Genomic DNA, 15,197 nt, shown 5'->3' on the forward strand with positions numbered 1-15,197 from the left:
GGAGCGCCCCTCGGTGGTGCTGTCGACTCAGGTGGTCGGCAGGTTGACGTTCGCCACGAGGCCGAGGATGAACAGCACGATGCCGAGCCCGGCACCCACCGCACCGCAGATCAGACCGGTCTTGGCCTGGCTGTCGTTGCTGGCCAGGCCCTGGTTCGCCTTCTGCCGCCCGAGGTAGCCGGTGACGATCGCGGCGATGCCGACCGGGATGCCCAGGTACAGGCAGCAGACCAGCGGGATCGACGCGATGCCGAGGATCATCGACACCAGGCCGAGGGTGTTCTGCTGGCCCTGCGCCTGCGGGTAGCCGGCGTTCGGGTAGCCCGGCGCGGCTCCGTAGGGCTGCTGGGCATACGGGTCCTGCCCGTAGGGCTGACCCGGGGCGGGCTGGCCGTAGGGCTGACCCGACGTCGGCTGGCCGTACGGCTGACCCGACGTCGGCTGGCCGTACGGCTGACCGGCGGCAGGCTGCTGGCCGTACGGCGCCTGCGGCTGCTGGCCGTACGGGTCCTGCCCGTACGGCTGCCCCGATGTGGGCTGCTGCCCGTAAGGCGCCTGTGGGGGCTGGGCGTGCGGGTCGTGGTACTGCGGCTGGTTCGGGTCGTTGGGCTGCTGGCCGTACGGGTCCTGACCGGGCTGCATTCGCTGGTGCTCCTTGCCTGAGGCTGCTGTCAGTAGCTGGTGGTGCTGGTCTCCGCACCCATGATCGCCCCAATGCCGCCCAGCGCGCAGCACACGATGGCGATCACATACCAGGCGATGCCGACGATCAGGGCCCACTTGGACCACTTCTTCGACTCGGCGGCCGCCGCCTGGGCCCCCGCGTAGTCACCCTGCTGGATGAGCGGGTTGACCTTCGACGCGTTGATGATCGCCGGGATGGCCAGCGGCCAGAAGAGGAAGATGGCCACGATGGACATCGTCATGTTGTTATTGATCTGTTGCGGTTGGGGGGACTTGTAGTCGGGCTGCATCGCGGCCTACTCCTCTAATCCATCGACACAACGCGCATGTCGGGTCACTGACGGGTGCGGAGCCAGGCTTGTGCCGGGCACCGAGCGACCGGCAGAGTACAGGGTGGGGGCGACAACGGCGGTCACCAATTCGTCGTTGTCCGGATCCTGATTGCCCACGCGGACGGCCGGTCCGGCCTGCCCGCCCACACGAGGGCGGCCCCGACCTGCCCGATAGGGTGGCGGCGTGACCGAGCCCGCGCCCGTCGCCCGCATCGTCGTCCTCGTCTCCGGCTCCGGCAGTAATCTCCAGGCGTTGCTCGACGCCGCCGTCGACCCGGCGTACGGGGGCAGGGTGGTCGCCGTCGGCGCGGACCGGGACGGCATCGCCGGCCTGGACCGGGCCGCCGCCGCCGGGGTGCCGACCTTCGTCGAGCGGGTCTCCGACCACCCGACCCGGGCGGACTGGGACGCCGCGCTCACCGCGCAGGTCGCCGCGCACCGCCCCGACCTGGTGGTCTCCGCCGGCTTCCTCAAGCTGGTCGGCCCCGACTTCCTCGCCGCGTTCGGCGACCGCTACCTCAACACGCACAACACCCTGCTGCCGGCGTTCCCCGGCATCCACGGCCCCCGGGACGCCCTCGCCTACGGCGTGAAGATCACCGGGGCCACCCTCTTCTTCGTCGACGCCGGGATGGACACCGGCCCGATCGTCGCCCAGGTCGCCGTGCCGGTGCTCGACGACGACGACGAGGATGCGCTCACCGAGCGCATCAAGTCCGCCGAGCGGCGCCAGCTCGTCGAGCAGGTCGGTCGGCTGGTCCGCGAAGGTTGGACGATCACCGGAAGAAAGGTCACCTTTCCGTGAGTGCCACTGAGGCCGAGCGCCGCCCGATCCGGCGGGCGCTGGTCAGCGTCTACGACAAGAGCGGCCTGGTCGAGCTGGCCCGGGCCCTGCACGCGGCCGGCGTGGAGCTCGTCTCGACCGGCAGCACCGCGTCGAGGATCGCCGACGCCGGGGTGCCGGTGACCCCGGTCGAGTCGGTGACCGGCTTCCCCGAGATCCTCGACGGCCGGGTGAAGACCCTGCACCCGGCGATCCACGGCGGCCTCCTGGCCGACCTGCGCAAGGACTCGCACGCCGCCCAGCTCGACGAGCACGGCATCGCCGGGATCGACCTGCTGGTGTCCAACCTCTACCCGTTCCAGGCCACGGTCGCCTCGGGCGCCGGCGTCGAGGAGTGCGTGGAGCAGATCGACATCGGCGGCCCGGCGATGGTCCGCGCCGCCGCCAAGAACCACGCCTCGGTGGCCGTGGTCACCGACCCGGCCGGGTACCCGGCCCTGCTGGCGGCCCTCGGCGAGGGCGGGTTCACCCTGGCCCAGCGCCGGGTGCTGGCCGCCCGCGCGTTCGCCGCCATCGCCGAGTACGACGTGGCCGTGGCCGAGTGGTGCGCCGTCACCCTGGCCCCGGACGCCGGGGGGTGGCCGGAGTTCGCCGGGCTGGCGCTGCGCCGCGGGCCGGTGCTGCGCTACGGCGAGAACCCGCACCAGGCCGCCGCGCTCTACGCCGACCCGAGCAGCCCGGCGGGCCTGGCCCAGGCCGAGCAGCTGCACGGCAAGGAGATGTCGTACAACAACTACGTCGACGCGGACGCCGCGTGGCGGGCGGCGAACGACTTCGCCGACCAGCCGGCCGTGGCGATCATCAAGCACGCCAACCCGTGCGGGATCGCGGTCGGCGGCGACGTGGCCGAGGCGCACCGCCGGGCGCACGCCTGCGACCCGGTGTCGGCGTACGGCGGGGTGATCGCGGTCAACCGGCCCGTCTCCGTGGAGCTGGCCCGGCAGGTCGCCGACATCTTCACCGAGGTGCTGGTCGCGCCGGAGTTCGAGCCCGGCGCGGTGGAGGTCCTCCAGGGCAAGAAGAACATCCGGCTGCTGCGCGCCCCGGCGTACGCCCCGCTGCCGGCGGAGTGGCGGCAGGTCACCGGCGGTATCCTGGTCCAGCTGGCCGACCGGATCGACGCCGACGGCGACGACCCGGCCAACTGGCGGCTGGCCACCGGCGAGGCGGCCGACGAGGCGACGCTGCGCGACCTGGCGTTCGCCTGGCGGGCGGTGCGCGCCGTGAAGAGCAACGCGATCCTGCTGGCCAAGGACGGCGCGACCGTCGGGGTCGGCATGGGTCAGGTCAACCGGGTCGACTCGGCGCAGCTTGCGGTCACCCGGGCCGGCGCCGAGCGGGCCGGGGGCTCGGTCGCCGCCTCGGACGCGTTCTTCCCGTTCGCCGACGGCCCGAAGATCCTCATCGAGGCCGGGGTGAAGGCGATCATCCAGCCGGGCGGCTCGATCCGTGACGAGGAGGTGATCGCCGCCTGCAAGGAGGCCGGGATCACCATGTACCTGACGGCCACCCGCCACTTCTTCCACTGACCCGCCCGCCCGCCGCCGCCCGCAGCCGGGCGGCGGCGGGTCAGGTGGTGGTGGGGCGGAGCTCGGCGAAGTGGCAGGCCGACGGGTGGGGGTCGGCCGCCCGGGGGACCGGGTGGGGTTCCTCGCGGGCGCAGACCTCCTGGGCCTTCCAGCAGCGGGTGCGGAAGCGGCAGCCGCTCGGCGGATCCGCCGGGCTGGGCACGTCGCCGACGAGCCGAATCATGGTCCGGTCGTCGCGGGCGTCCGGGTCGGGCACCGGCACCGCCGACAGCAGCGCCTGGGTGTACGGGTGGGTGGCCCGCTCGTAGATCTCGTCCTCGGTGCCGACCTCGACGATCTTGCCGAGGTACATCACGGCGACCCGGTCGGAGATGTGCCGCACCACGGACAGGTCGTGGGCGATGAAGATGTAGGACAGGCCGAACTCGTCCTGGAGTTGTTCCAGCAGGTTGATGACCTGGGCCTGGATGGAGACGTCCAGGGCCGACACCGGCTCGTCGCAGACGATGATCTCCGGGCGCAGGGCGAGCGCCCGGGCGATGCCGATGCGCTGACGCTGGCCGCCGGAGAACTGGTGCGGGTACCGGTTGACGTGCTCCGGATTCAACCCGACCACGTCCAGCAGCTCCTGCACCCGCTTGCGCTTGCTGCCCTTCGGCGCGGCGTCCGGGTGGATGTCGAACGGCTCCCCGATGATGTCGCCGACCGTCATCCGCGGGTTCAGCGAGGTGTACGGGTCCTGCATCACCATCTGCATGTTGCGTCGTAGCCGGCGCAGCTCCGCCCCAGACGCCCTGAACAGGTCCTTCCCCTCCAGAGTGGCCCGGCCGGAGGTGGGCGTCTCCAGCCGCATCAGCAGCCGGGCCAGGGTGGACTTGCCGCAGCCGGACTCGCCGACGATGCCGAGCGTCTCGCCCCGGCGCAGCTCGAAGCTGACCCCGTCGACGGCACGTACCGCGCCGACCTGGCGCTGGAACAGCACCCCCTTGGTGATCGGGAAGTGCTTGACCAGGTTGTCGACGGCGAGGACGGTCTCGCCCCGCACCTTGGCCGGGCTAGCGGGCGCTGTCATCACGGACCTCCTGCGCGAAGTGGCACGCGCTGGTCCGGCCGTCGCCGAGGACCAGGTCGTGCGGCACCACGTCGACGCAGACCTGCTGCACGTACGGGCACCGGGGGTGGAAGGGGCATCCGGAGGGGATCCGCATCAGGTTCGGCGGCAGCCCTCTGATCGTCGACAGGGCCTGGCCGCGCACGTCCAGGCGCGGGATCGACTCCAGCAACCCCTTCGTGTACGGGTGCGCCGGCGCCCGGTACAGCGAGCGGACGTCGGCGTGCTCGACGATCCGGCCCGCGTACATGACGGCGATCCGGTCCGCGACGCCGGCCACCACGCCGAGGTCGTGGGTGATCAGGATCATCGCCATGTCCAGGTCCCGCCGCAGGTCGGCGAGCAGGTCCATGATCTGGGCCTGCACGGTGACGTCCAGCGCGGTGGTCGGCTCGTCGGCGATCAGCACCTTCGGGTTCAGCGCCAGTGCCATCGCGATCATGACGCGCTGCCGCATCCCGCCGGAGAACTGGTGCGGGTGGTCGCCGAGCCGGCTGGCCGCCGCCGGGATCCGTACCAGGTCCATCAGCTCGACGGTCCGGGCCCTGGCGTCGCCCCGGGACATCCCCTCCCGGTGGCGCAGCGTCTCGCCGATCTGCCAGCCGACCGGGAAGACCGGGTTCAGCGCGGACAGGGCGTCCTGGAAGATCATCGCGATCTCCTTGCCGCGCACCTGGCGACGCTGTTCCTCCGACTGGCCGAGCAGGTCCTGGCCCCGGTAGAGGATCTGCCCGGAGCGGACGTGCGCCGGGGGAGTGTCCAGGATGCCCATGATCGCCTGCGCGGTGACGGACTTGCCGGACCCGGACTCGCCGAGCACGGCCAGGGTCTCGCCGGCGTCCAGGTGGTACGAGACGCCGTTGATCACCCGGGCCACCCCCTCGCTGGTGCGGAACTCGACGTGCAGGTCCCGGACATCCAGGAGGTGGCCGCCCTCGGGCGTCGGAGAGGCCGGCGTCGGCCTGACGGCGGAGTGGCTCATGAGGGGATCACCGCAGCTTCGGGTCGAAGGCGTCACGGATCGCGTCGCCGAGCATGATGAAGGCCAGCACGGTCAGCGCGAGGAAGGTCGAGGGCACCACCAGCGGGGTGGCGGACTCCCGCATGTGCACCCGGCCGGCGTCGATGTCGATGCCCCAGGAGATGGTCGGCGCCTTGAGGCCGATGCCGAGGAAGCTCAGCGTCGCCTCGGCGGAGATGAACGAGCCGAGCGCGATGGTGAGCACCACGATCGCCGGGGCGAGCGCGTTCGGCAGGATGTGCCGCCACATGATCCGGCCGTTGCCGGCACCGAGCATCCGGGCGGCGGCGACGTAGTCCTGCTCCTTGGCGGTGATCACCGAGGAGCGGATCACCCGGGCCGCCGTGGTCCAGCCGAGCACCGCCAGCACGAAGATCACCGCGAACAGCCGGACGTTGTCGCTGCTGGCGCTCACCCGCTTGAGCAGCACGATCGCGGCGAGCAGCAGCGGGATGCCGAGCACGATGTCGATCACCCGGGAGAGCACCGCGTCGACCCACCGGCCGAAGTACCCGGCGAGCATCCCGACGACCACCGCGATCAGCCCGGTGAACAGCGCCGAGAGCGCGCCGACCAGCAGCGACGCGCGGGCCCCGTAGACCGCCCGGGCGTACGTGTCGCAGCCCTGGAAGTCGTACCCGAAGATGGCCCCGCCGGACGGCCCGGCGTGCTGGCGGGAGAGCACGCAGTCGCGCGGGTCGTTGGCCGTGAACAGCGCCGGGACGACCGCCATCGCGGCGATCAGGACGACCAGGAACAGGCTGATCCAGAAGATCGGTTTGCGGCGCAGGTCGCGCCAGGCGTCGCCGGCCAGGCTGCGCGGCTTCCGCGGCACGCCGACCTGGTTGGGCGCCCCGGGCTCGCCCGACGGCCCCCGTCGCGCGGCCTGGTTCTCGGTGGCCGCCACGGTCTCGAAGTCACTCATGCCGCCACCTCGCTGCGCTCACTTGCGCACGCTGCTTCACTCATAGCGGATCCTCGGATCGAGTACGGCGTACAGGACGTCCACCACCAGGTTGGAGACGAGGTAGACCACGACGAGCACGCTGACGATGCCCACCACCAGCGGGCCGTCCTCGGTGCGGATGCCGCGGAACAGGTTGAACCCGACGCCGGGGATGTTGAACACACCCTCGGTGATGATCGCGCCGCTCATCAGGTTGCCCAGCTCGACGCCGAGGAAGGTGATCACCGGGATGAGCGAGTTGCGCAGCACGTGCACGCCCACGATCCGCCGCTTGACCAGGCCCTTCGACCGGGCGGTGCGGACGTAGTCGGCGCGCAGGTTCTCCGCGACCGAGGTCCGGGTCAGCCGCAGCGCGGTGGCCAGCGACAGCGAGCCGAGCACGATGCCGGGCAGCAGCAGCGCGTACAGGTCGGGATCGGCGCCGGCGGTGGCCGGGAAGAGCTGCCACTTGACGCCGAGGAGGTACTGGGCGAGCGGGGCCAGCACGATCGTGGGGATGCCGAGCACCAGCAGGGTGAGCACCAGCGTCGCGTTGTCGAAGACGCTGCCCCGTCGGATGCCGGCGATCACCCCGGCGGTGACCCCGAAGACGATCGTCACCGCCATGGCGATCAGGGCGAGCTTGACCGTGACCGGCCAGGCGGCGGCGAGGATGTCGCCGATCTGCCGGCCGGTCAGCGACTGTCCCAGGTCGCCCTGGAGCAGGTTCTTCAGGTAGTCGAAGTAGCGGTAGAAGAAGCCGCCGACACCGGTCCGGTCGAGGTGGAACTTGTCCGTCAGGTATGCCCGCTGGGCGGCGGTGACCGGGCGTTCCCCCGCGAGCGCCTGGATCGGGTCGCCCTGACCGGCGAACATCAGCGCGTAGACGATCAGCGTGGTCCCGAAGAAGGCGAGGACCATCTGGAGCAGTCGCCGCAGAATGAAGCGGAGCATACTGAGCAGTCTTCCTGAAAAGGGGCAAATCGGTGGCGGGTCGGGTCACCTCGCGGCGACCCGACCCGCCTTCCCGGGGGAGCTACTTGACGGCTTCGATCTTCAGCAGGTCGATCCGGTCGAAGAGGTCCATCTCCACGTTCATGACCTTGGTCGAGTGACCGAAGTTGTTCTGGCCGTACCGGAGCGGGATCACCGGCATGTCCTCGGCCAGCAGGTCCTCCGCGGCCTGGTACTTCTTGACCGCCTCCTCCTCGTTCGGGGCCTTGGCGCCCTCGGCGAGCAGCTTGTCGAACTCGGGGTTGCTGTAGCCGTAGTAGTTCGACGAGCCGTTGCTGCTGTACAGCGGGCCCAGGTAGTTCTCCATCGACGGGTAGTCCATGACCCAGCCCATCCGGAACAGGCCGACCGGCTGCTTGGCCTTGACCTTGGTCAGCAGGTCCGCGAACTTCGGCTCGGCGTTGCCCACGCAATCCACGCCCAGGTTGGCCTTGAGCTGGTTGCAGGTCGCGTCGATCCAGTCCTTGTGGCCGCCGTCGCCGTTGTACGACAGCTCGATCTTCTTCGGGCCGCCCGCGGCCTCGTACGCCGCCTTGGCCTTGGCCGGGTCGAACTCGCCGGCGGCGCCGATGGTGTTCTCCCGGTAGCCCGCGACGACCGGCGAGACGAACGAGCGGGCCGGCTGCTGCGAGTCCTTGAATACCGACCTGGTGATCTCGTCCCGGTCGATCGCCATCGAGATCGCCTTGCGCACCTCGGGGTTGCTGAACTCCTTCTGGAACGTCGGGAAGGCCAGCACCTGGAGCTGCGAGGCGGGGCTCTGCTTGAACCGGTCGCCGAGGTCGGTGCCGGCGGTCGACAGGTTCTCGGTCGGGATCGTCTTGATCACGTCGAGGTTGTCCGACAACACGTCCGCGTACGCGGCGGTCGGCTGCTGGTAGATCCGGAACTCGACGCCGGCCACCTTCGGCTGCTGGCCGGGGAAGGCGTCGTACTTCTCCACCTCGACCTTGGCGTCGTGCTGCCACGAGCCCTTCATCCGGAACGGGCCCTGGCCGATCGGGGCCTGCTCGTACCCCTCGGCGAGCACGCCGGGGGCGGAGAACGCCGCCTTCGGCAGCGGGTAGAACGCCGTGTAGCCGAGCATGGTCCGGAACTCGCTGTACGGCTGGGACAGCGTCACGGTGAAGGTCAGGTCGTCGACCTTCTTCAGACCGGTCAGCGTCTTCGCCTTCGGCTGCTCGCCCTGGAGATCGTCGTAGCCGGCGATCTTCTCGAAGAAGTAGCTGGAGTTCTGCCCGTTGGGGGCGTACGCGCCGTGGTTCCAGGCGTCGATGTAGTTCTCGGCCGTGACCTTCTCGCCGTTGTGGAAGGTGTAGCCGTCCTTGAGCTTGACCGTCCAGACCTTGTTGTCCGACGACGTCACGGACTCGGCGGCCACCTCGTACGGCTTGTTCGCCTCGTCGTAGTCGACGAGCGGGCTGAACAGGGCGCTGAGCACCTGCGCGCCGCTGGTCTCGTTGGTGCTGGTCGGCACCAGGTGCTGCGGCTCGGCGATCTCGATCCGCACGGCCGCGTTGGGGTCGCTCTCGCCGGATCCGCCGTCGCCGCCCGAGCCGCAGGCCACCAGGCCCAGGGTCACCGCGAGCGGGAGGGCGGTCCAGGCGGCAAGCCTACGAACACGCATTCGGTCTCCTCATCTCCATTACGCTGCGCGGTCAGGCCCGGCGCTGGGGTAACGCTGCGCAACGATCGGTAACGGTAGGTCGAGGGAGCGGCGATCGGCAACGGAGCCGTGGCGAACCGGTCACGGAGCGGGGTCTCCGGCCTTGCCCGCAGCCGCCCGCCCTGCTACGCCCTGTCGGAGAAATGGGCTGTCAGCGGCCCTCGGGGGCGCGGATCAAGCCGAGATGCATCAATACGCGCCATGCGTCCGGTCGGCCGCCGAGAGTTCGGTATGCGGCCCAGCCGGGCCGTCCGCCCGGATCGACCGGTGATGCGGTCCACAGATCGTCACAATCAGTGACAATGCCCACGCGGGCTCATCGTCACGGACTGTGGTGGGCCGGGCCCGGCCCAGGGTCGGGCCGGCCGCCCGTCGCGGCGGGCGCGGGTCCCCGGATCGACGTGCCCGGGGCGTGAGACGATCTGGACGTGACGGCGACGATCCTGGACGGCAAGGCGACCGCGGCGGAGATCAAGGACGAGCTGCGGACGCGGGTCAAGGCACTGGCGGAGCGCGGCATCACCCCGGGGCTGGGCACCGTCCTGGTCGGGGCGGACCCCGGTTCCCAGGCGTACGTCAACGGCAAGCACCGCGACTGCGCCGAGGTGGGCGTCGCCTCGCTTCGTCGCGAGTTGCCCGCCGACGCGACCCAGCAGCAGGTCGACGACGCGCTGGCCGAGCTGAACGCCGACCCGGCCTGCCACGGGTACATCGTCCAGCTCCCGCTGCCGGGCCACCTCGACACCCAGCGCGCGCTGGAGATGATCGACCCGGACAAGGACGCCGACGGGCTGCATCCGGTCAACCTCGGTCGGCTGGTCCTCGGCTACCCCGGCCCGCTGCCCTGCACCCCGCGCGGCATCGTCGAGCTGCTCCGCCGGCACGACGTGGCCCTGCGGGGCGCCAATGTCGCCGTCGTCGGCCGGGGCAACACCGTGGGTCGCCCGCTCGGCCTGCTGCTCACCCGGCGCAGCGAGAACGCCACGGTGACCCTGTGCCACACCGGCACCCTCGACCTGGCCTCGCACACCCGGGCGGCGGACGTCGTCATCGTCGCGGCCGGGGTGCCGGGGCTGCTCACCGCGGACATGGTCACCCCCGGTGCGACGGTGGTCGACGTGGGCATCACCCGGGTGATCGGCGAGGACGGCAAGGGCCGCTACACCGGCGATGTCGCCCCCGAGGTGGCCGAGGTGGCCGGGAAGCTGGTCCCGATGCCCGGCGGCGTCGGCCCGATGACCCGCGCCATGCTGCTCACCAACGTCGTCGAGCGCGCCGAGGGCAACTGAGCCACCGTCCGGTCCGTGGCTGCCGTCTCCGTGGCTGCCGTCCGGTCCGTGGCTGCCGTCCGGGGCCGGCGGCGGGGCCTCGACTCATCCTGTCGAAAGGTCGCCGGTTATGCCCCGATCGGTGCCAGGATGACTGATACGGGCCGGTAATCCGCCGGGTATCAGGGAGTGGGACGACCATGGGTAAGAAGGTCACTGTCGTCGGGGCCGGCTTCTACGGCTCCACCACCGCGCAGCGCCTGGCCGAGTACGACGTCTTCGACACCGTGGTGATCACCGACATCGTGGAGGGCAAGCCGGCCGGCCTCGCCCTGGACCTCAACCAGTCGCGCCCCGTAGAGGGCTTCGAGACCACGGTCGTCGGCGTCACCACCGGCCCGGACGGCGAGGGGTACGAGGCCATCGCGGGCTCGGACGTCGTGGTGGTCACCGCGGGCCTGCCGCGCAAGCCGGGCATGAGCCGGATGGACCTGCTGGAGACCAACGCCAAGATCGTCCGCCAGGTCGCCGAGAACGTGGCCCGGCACGCCCCGGACGCCGTGGTCATCGTCGTGTCCAACCCGTTGGACGAGATGACCGCGCTGGCCCAGCTCGCCACCGGGTTCCCGAGGAACCGGGTGCTCGGCCAGGCCGGCATGCTCGACTCCGCCCGGTTCACCAACTTCGTCGCCGAGGCCCTGGCCGTGCCGGTGCGGTCGGTGAAGACCCTGACCCTCGGCTCGCACGGCGACACCATGGTGCCGGTCCCGTCGAGGAGCACCGTCGACGGCAGGCCGCTGCGCGAGGCGATGCCGGCCGAGCAGATCGAGGAGTTGGTCGTCAAGACCCGCAACGGCGGTGCCGAGGTGGTCGCGCTGCTGAAGACCGGCTCGGCGTACTACGCCCCGTCGGCCGCCGCCGCCCGGATGGCCAGGGCCGTCGCGGAGGACTCCGGGGAGGTGATGCCGGTCTGCGCCTGGGTCGACGGCGAGTACGGCATCTCCGGCGTCTACCTCGGCGTCGAGGCCGAGATCGGCGCGGGGGGCGTCCGGCGGATCATCGAGACCGACCTGGACCCCGACGAACTGGCCAGCCTCAAGTCCGCCGCCGAAGCCGTCCGCACCAAACAGTCCGACATAACCGACATGTAACCCACGCCGCGCCCGGATCCTGACGGAAACTTCTTGATCAACGCTGCCGGTGGGGCAGCGCCAGGAAGGGCTCGCCCAGGTGTGGGGTGGCCAGGGTGGCTGGGGGGTGCGCGAGCAGGGTGTGCAGCAGGGCCGTGCGGCTGTCGCGGGCCGTGGCCGGCTGCTCGTCGTGGGCGTACGCCAGGGCGGGGTCGACGAGCTGGACCGTGTGCACCAGCAGGTCGCCGGTGACCAGTAGCCGCTCGTCGCCCGCGTCCACCAGCACCGACTGGTGACCGGGGGTGTGCCCCGGCGTGCTCAGCACGCGTACCCCCGGGGTCAGTGGGGTGTCGCCGTCGAGGACCCGGAGCTGGCCGGCGGCGCGCAACGGCGCGATCAGCCCGGCGCTCAGCCCCGGATTGACCGACCCCAGGGCGTCCAGCTCGGCGCGTTGCACCAGGTAGTCGGCGTTGCCGAACCAGGGTGTGCCGGCCGTGCCGGTGACAGCCCAGCCGACGTGATCGGTGTGCAGGTGGGTCAGCACCACCGTGCGGACGTCGGCGGGGTCGATGCCGGCGGCGGCCAGCTCGGCCGGTAGCCGCCCCGGTACCGGGGCCCAGCTCGCGGCGGGGGAGCCGGCCGGGCCGATGCCGGCGTCGACCAGGGTGACCGGGCCGTCCCCGGCGCGCAGGGCGAAGCAGCGGAACTGCAGCCACCACCGCCCGTCGTCGGTGACCGCGGCCGGGTCCCGCTCGTCGGCCGCGCGCCAGTGCTCGGCTGTGGCGCTCGGGAACGCCTCCTCGCGGGGCTGGAAGAACGGGCCCTCCCCGTCGGCCAGCGCGGTGACCGTGATAGACCCGAGGGTGCGGCGCGGCGGCATCCGGTGATGGTGCCAGCGATCTCCCGTGCCGTGCACCCCGTTTTCACCGGCCCACCGAGCCCGGCTGGGGACTGCCGGCAAGTTTCCAGTACGCTCGTACTGCTTGAGCATGTGTCCCCCGAGAGGAGCGCCGGTCGATGGCGAAGATCAAGGTAAACAACCCGGTCGTGGAGATCGACGGCGACGAGATGACCCGGATCATCTGGAAGCAGATCCGGGAGCAGCTGATCCTGCCCTACCTCGACGTCGACCTGCACTACTACGACCTCTCAATCGAGCACCGCGACGAGACCGACGACCAGGTCACGATCGACGCCGCCAACGCCATCAAGGAGCACGGCGTCGGCGTCAAGTGCGCCACCATCACCCCGGACGAGGCCCGGGTGGAGGAGTTCGGTCTGAAGAAGATGTGGCGGTCGCCGAACGGCACCATCCGCAACATCCTCGGCGGCGTCGTCTTCCGCGAGCCGATCATCATGTCCAACGTGCCGCGGCTGGTCCCGGGCTGGACCAAGCCGATCATCATCGGCCGGCACGCCCACGGTGACCAGTACAAGGCCACCGACTTCGTCGTCCCCGGCCCCGGCACGGTGACCATCACCTACACCCCGGCCGACGGCTCCGCGCCGGTGGAGATGGAGGTCGCCAACTTCCCCGGCGGCGGCATCGCCATGGGCATGTACAACTACGACGAGTCGATCCGGGACTTCGCCCGCGCCTCGTTCCGGTACGGCCTGGACCGCAACTACCCGGTCTACCTGTCGACCAAGAACACCATCCTCAAGGCGTACGACGGCCGCTTCAAGGACCTCTTCGCCGAGGTGTTCGAGAACGAGTTCAAGTCGGAGTTCGCCGCCGCCGGCATCACCTACGAGCACCGGCTGATCGACGACATGGTCGCCGCCGCCCTCAAGTGGGAGGGCGGTTACGTCTGGGCCTGCAAGAACTACGACGGTGACGTGCAGTCCGACACCGTCGCGCAGGGCTTCGGCTCGCTCGGCCTGATGACCTCGGTGCTGCTCTCCCCGGACGGCCGCACCGTCGAGGCGGAGGCCGCGCACGGCACCGTCACCCGGCACTACCGGCAGTACCAGAAGGGCGAGAAGACCTCGACCAACCCGATCGCCTCCATCTACGCCTGGACCCGGGGCCTGGCCCACCGGGGCAAGCTGGACGGCACCCCGGCGGTCACCGAGTTCGCCAACACCCTGGAGCAGGTCATCGTCGACACCGTCGAGGGCGGCCAGATGACCAAGGACCTCTCGCTGCTCATCTCGCGGGACGCCCCGTGGCTGACCACCGACGAGTTCATGAACGCGCTGGACGAGAACCTGGCGCGTCGGCTCGCCGCCTGACCGTCCGTCCGTCCCCCGCGCGGGGATGCGTCACCGATCGAGCCCGCCGGCCCCGTGCCGGCGGGCTCCGTCGTGTCCGGGCTCGATCGTGTCCGGGTGGTGGCCTTCTCTGTACGCCTGCCGTCACCGTGCGTGAGATTGCTCGTTGAGTCTGGTGGACGTGGTGCCAGTCGCGTCCAGGAAGGTTGACCGCGGGTCGCCTCGCGGCGCGAGTGCCGATAAGCCAGCCTTCCCGGCTGTCGCACACAGCCAGCCGTCCCTTCCCTGCGGGGGGCCCGTTCCGGGCCCCCCGCGCCCTGTGTCCCTGCCGAATCTCCGGTCAGGCGGCGCGGAGCAGCTCGGCGGCGCGTTCCGGGGCGATGTCGTTGATGAACACCCCCATGCCCGACTCCGAGCCGGCCAGGTACTTCAGCTTGTCCGCGGCACGCCGGATGCTGAACAGCTCAAGGTGCAGGTGCCCCAGCTCGCGGTCGATCCGGACCGGGGCCTGGTGCCAGGCGGCGATGTAGGGCATCGGCAGGTCGAACAGCCCGTCGAAGCGGCGCAGCACGTCCAGGTGGAGCGGGCCGAAGGCGTCCCGCTCCTCGTCGGTCAGGGCGGGGATGTCCGGCACCGGCCGGTGCGGGGCGACGTGCACCTCGAACGGCCATCGGGCCGCCGCCGGCACGTACGCCGTCCAGTGCTCGTTGCTCGTGACCACGCGCGTCCCGGCGGCGCGCTCGGCGGCGAGGACGTCGGCGTAGAGGTTGCCGCCGCCGGTGCGCCCGGCGTGCCGACGGGCCGCGCGGAGCATCGCCCGGGTGCGCGGCGTGACGAACGGGTACGCGTAGATCTGCCCGTGCGGGTGGTGCAGGGTCACCCCGATCTCCACGCCCCGGTTCTCGAAGCAGAACACCTGCTCCACCCCGGGCAGCTCGGCCAGCGCCGCCGTGCGGTCGGCGAGGGCGTCCAGCACGGTGCGGACCCGGTGCGGCGGGAGGCCGGCGAACGACGCGTTGTGGTCGTCGGTGAAGCACACCACCTCGCATCGCCCCTGGCCGGGCCGGACCGGGGTGAACGGGGTGATCTCCGCAGGTTCCTCGGCGATCCGCTGGCTCAGCGACGGGAACCGGTTCTCGAACACGGCGACGTCGTAGTCCGGCGCCGGGATCTCGCTGAGCCGGCCGCCCCGGGACGGGCAGAGCGGGCACTGGTCGGCCGGGGGCAGAAAGGTGCGGGTCTGCCGGTGCACGGCGACGGTCACCCACTCGTCGGTCAGCGGGTCGTACCGGAGCTGGGACGCGGGCGGGGGAGGCGGCAGTTCCCGCCGGTCCGGCTGGTCGCGGACCGCGTCGTCCCGCTCGTCGAAGTAGATCAGCTCCCGACCGTCGGCCAGCTCGATCGTCGTACGCTTCACTCAGCCTTTTCCTCTTCTCGT

At 71.0% G+C, this 15,197-nt stretch carries 14 protein-coding genes; 5 read left to right on the plus strand and 9 right to left on the minus strand.

Features of this window, described 5'->3' with window-relative positions; translation table 11 throughout:
* Nucleotides 1–27: 27 nt before the first annotated feature.
* The gene (locus OG559_RS16125) at nucleotides 28–642 is read right to left on the minus strand and encodes a hypothetical protein (protein WP_405104691.1); all 615 of its coding nucleotides are present in this window, start codon (nucleotides 640–642) and stop codon (nucleotides 28–30) included.
* A gap of 29 nt (nucleotides 643–671) precedes the next feature.
* The gene (locus OG559_RS16130; protein ID WP_243639082.1) at nucleotides 672–926 is read right to left on the minus strand and encodes a CD225/dispanin family protein; all 255 of its coding nucleotides are present in this window, start codon (nucleotides 924–926) and stop codon (nucleotides 672–674) included.
* 274 nt (nucleotides 927–1,200) lie between these two features.
* Between OG559_RS16130 and purN the strand changes: the two genes are divergently transcribed.
* Both purN and purH read left to right on the plus strand, forming a co-directional pair.
* Nucleotides 1,201–1,821, plus strand: a complete 621-nt coding sequence (gene purN, locus OG559_RS16135; RefSeq protein ID WP_161685699.1) for a phosphoribosylglycinamide formyltransferase — start codon at nucleotides 1,201–1,203, stop codon at nucleotides 1,819–1,821.
* A complete protein-coding gene (gene purH, locus OG559_RS16140; RefSeq protein WP_405104694.1) occupies nucleotides 1,818–3,389 on the plus strand; it encodes a bifunctional phosphoribosylaminoimidazolecarboxamide formyltransferase/IMP cyclohydrolase in 1,572 nt (523 codons plus the stop codon). The genes purN and purH overlap by 4 nt, the downstream gene beginning before the upstream one ends.
* 40 nt (nucleotides 3,390–3,429) lie before the next feature.
* Here the strand turns inward: purH and OG559_RS16145 are convergent, their stop codons facing one another.
* From OG559_RS16145 to OG559_RS16165, 5 genes are all read right to left on the minus strand, one after another.
* Nucleotides 3,430–4,461, minus strand: coding sequence for an ABC transporter ATP-binding protein (locus OG559_RS16145; RefSeq protein WP_405104696.1), 1,032 nt, complete (start codon nucleotides 4,459–4,461; stop codon nucleotides 3,430–3,432).
* Nucleotides 4,445–5,482, minus strand: a complete 1,038-nt coding sequence (locus OG559_RS16150) for an ABC transporter ATP-binding protein (RefSeq protein WP_405104698.1) — start codon at nucleotides 5,480–5,482, stop codon at nucleotides 4,445–4,447. The genes OG559_RS16145 and OG559_RS16150 overlap by 17 nt, the downstream gene beginning before the upstream one ends.
* A gap of 7 nt (nucleotides 5,483–5,489) precedes the next feature.
* Complete coding sequence (locus OG559_RS16155; protein WP_396670251.1) at nucleotides 5,490–6,446, minus strand: ABC transporter permease; 957 nt, start codon at nucleotides 6,444–6,446, stop codon at nucleotides 5,490–5,492.
* Nucleotides 6,447–6,482: 36 nt separating this feature from the next.
* On the minus strand, nucleotides 6,483–7,421 hold the full coding sequence (locus OG559_RS16160; protein ID WP_405104700.1) for an ABC transporter permease: 939 nt from the start codon (nucleotides 7,419–7,421) through the stop codon (nucleotides 6,483–6,485).
* Between the two features lie 82 nt (nucleotides 7,422–7,503).
* Nucleotides 7,504–9,108 carry an ABC transporter substrate-binding protein gene (locus OG559_RS16165; RefSeq protein WP_405104702.1) on the minus strand — a complete coding sequence of 535 codons (1,605 nt, stop codon included), beginning with the start codon at nucleotides 9,106–9,108 and terminating at the stop codon, nucleotides 7,504–7,506.
* A 467-nt stretch (nucleotides 9,109–9,575) separates the two neighbouring features.
* On the opposite strand from OG559_RS16165, the gene OG559_RS16170 reads away from it, so the two are divergent.
* Together OG559_RS16170 and mdh are read left to right on the plus strand one after the other, a co-directional pair.
* Nucleotides 9,576–10,436 (plus strand): bifunctional methylenetetrahydrofolate dehydrogenase/methenyltetrahydrofolate cyclohydrolase, encoded by an 861-nt coding sequence (locus OG559_RS16170; protein WP_350881760.1) that lies wholly within the window; start codon nucleotides 9,576–9,578, stop codon nucleotides 10,434–10,436.
* A 179-nt stretch (nucleotides 10,437–10,615) separates the two neighbouring features.
* Nucleotides 10,616–11,566: a malate dehydrogenase gene (gene mdh / locus OG559_RS16175; protein ID WP_396670247.1), complete on the plus strand. Its 951-nt coding sequence runs from the start codon at nucleotides 10,616–10,618 to the stop codon at nucleotides 11,564–11,566.
* 37 nt (nucleotides 11,567–11,603) lie between these two features.
* On the opposite strand, the gene OG559_RS16180 is transcribed toward mdh, so the two are convergent.
* Nucleotides 11,604–12,425, minus strand: coding sequence for an MBL fold metallo-hydrolase (locus tag OG559_RS16180; RefSeq protein WP_405104705.1), 822 nt, complete (start codon nucleotides 12,423–12,425; stop codon nucleotides 11,604–11,606).
* A gap of 137 nt (nucleotides 12,426–12,562) precedes the next feature.
* On the opposite strand from OG559_RS16180, the gene OG559_RS16185 reads away from it, so the two are divergent.
* Entirely contained in the window at nucleotides 12,563–13,780 is a 1,218-nt protein-coding gene (locus OG559_RS16185) for an NADP-dependent isocitrate dehydrogenase (protein ID WP_405104707.1), read from the plus strand.
* A 319-nt stretch (nucleotides 13,781–14,099) separates the two neighbouring features.
* Here the strand turns inward: OG559_RS16185 and galT are convergent, their stop codons facing one another.
* Entirely contained in the window at nucleotides 14,100–15,176 is a 1,077-nt protein-coding gene (galT, locus tag OG559_RS16190) for a galactose-1-phosphate uridylyltransferase (protein ID WP_405104709.1), read from the minus strand.
* Between the last annotated feature and the right edge of the window lie 21 nt (nucleotides 15,177–15,197).

It is taken from the genome of Micromonospora sp. NBC_01405, assembly GCF_045040155.1.
Lineage (GTDB): Bacteria > Actinomycetota > Actinomycetes > Mycobacteriales > Micromonosporaceae > Micromonospora.

Excerpts from the sequence above, each read along its gene's own strand:
- OG559_RS16155 (WP_396670251.1), bottom strand. The coding sequence starts at position 6,446 with ATGAGTGACTTCGAGACCGTGGCGGCCACCGAGAACCAGGCCGCGCGA.
- mdh (WP_396670247.1), top strand. The coding sequence starts at position 10,616 with ATGGGTAAGAAGGTCACTGTCGTCGGGGCCGGCTTCTACGGCTCCACC.
- OG559_RS16185 (WP_405104707.1), top strand. The coding sequence starts at position 12,563 with ATGGCGAAGATCAAGGTAAACAACCCGGTCGTGGAGATCGACGGCGAC.
- OG559_RS16160 (WP_405104700.1), bottom strand. The coding sequence starts at position 7,421 with ATGCTCCGCTTCATTCTGCGGCGACTGCTCCAGATGGTCCTCGCCTTC.
- OG559_RS16165 (WP_405104702.1), bottom strand. The coding sequence starts at position 9,108 with ATGCGTGTTCGTAGGCTTGCCGCCTGGACCGCCCTCCCGCTCGCGGTG.
- OG559_RS16130 (WP_243639082.1), bottom strand. The coding sequence starts at position 926 with ATGACGATGTCCATCGTGGCCATCTTCCTCTTCTGGCCGCTGGCCATC.
- OG559_RS16145 (WP_405104696.1), bottom strand. The coding sequence starts at position 4,461 with ATGACAGCGCCCGCTAGCCCGGCCAAGGTGCGGGGCGAGACCGTCCTC.
- OG559_RS16125 (WP_405104691.1), bottom strand. The coding sequence starts at position 642 with ATGCAGCCCGGTCAGGACCCGTACGGCCAGCAGCCCAACGACCCGAAC.
- OG559_RS16150 (WP_405104698.1), bottom strand. The coding sequence starts at position 5,482 with ATGAGCCACTCCGCCGTCAGGCCGACGCCGGCCTCTCCGACGCCCGAG.
- OG559_RS16180 (WP_405104705.1), bottom strand. The coding sequence starts at position 12,425 with ATGCCGCCGCGCCGCACCCTCGGGTCTATCACGGTCACCGCGCTGGCC.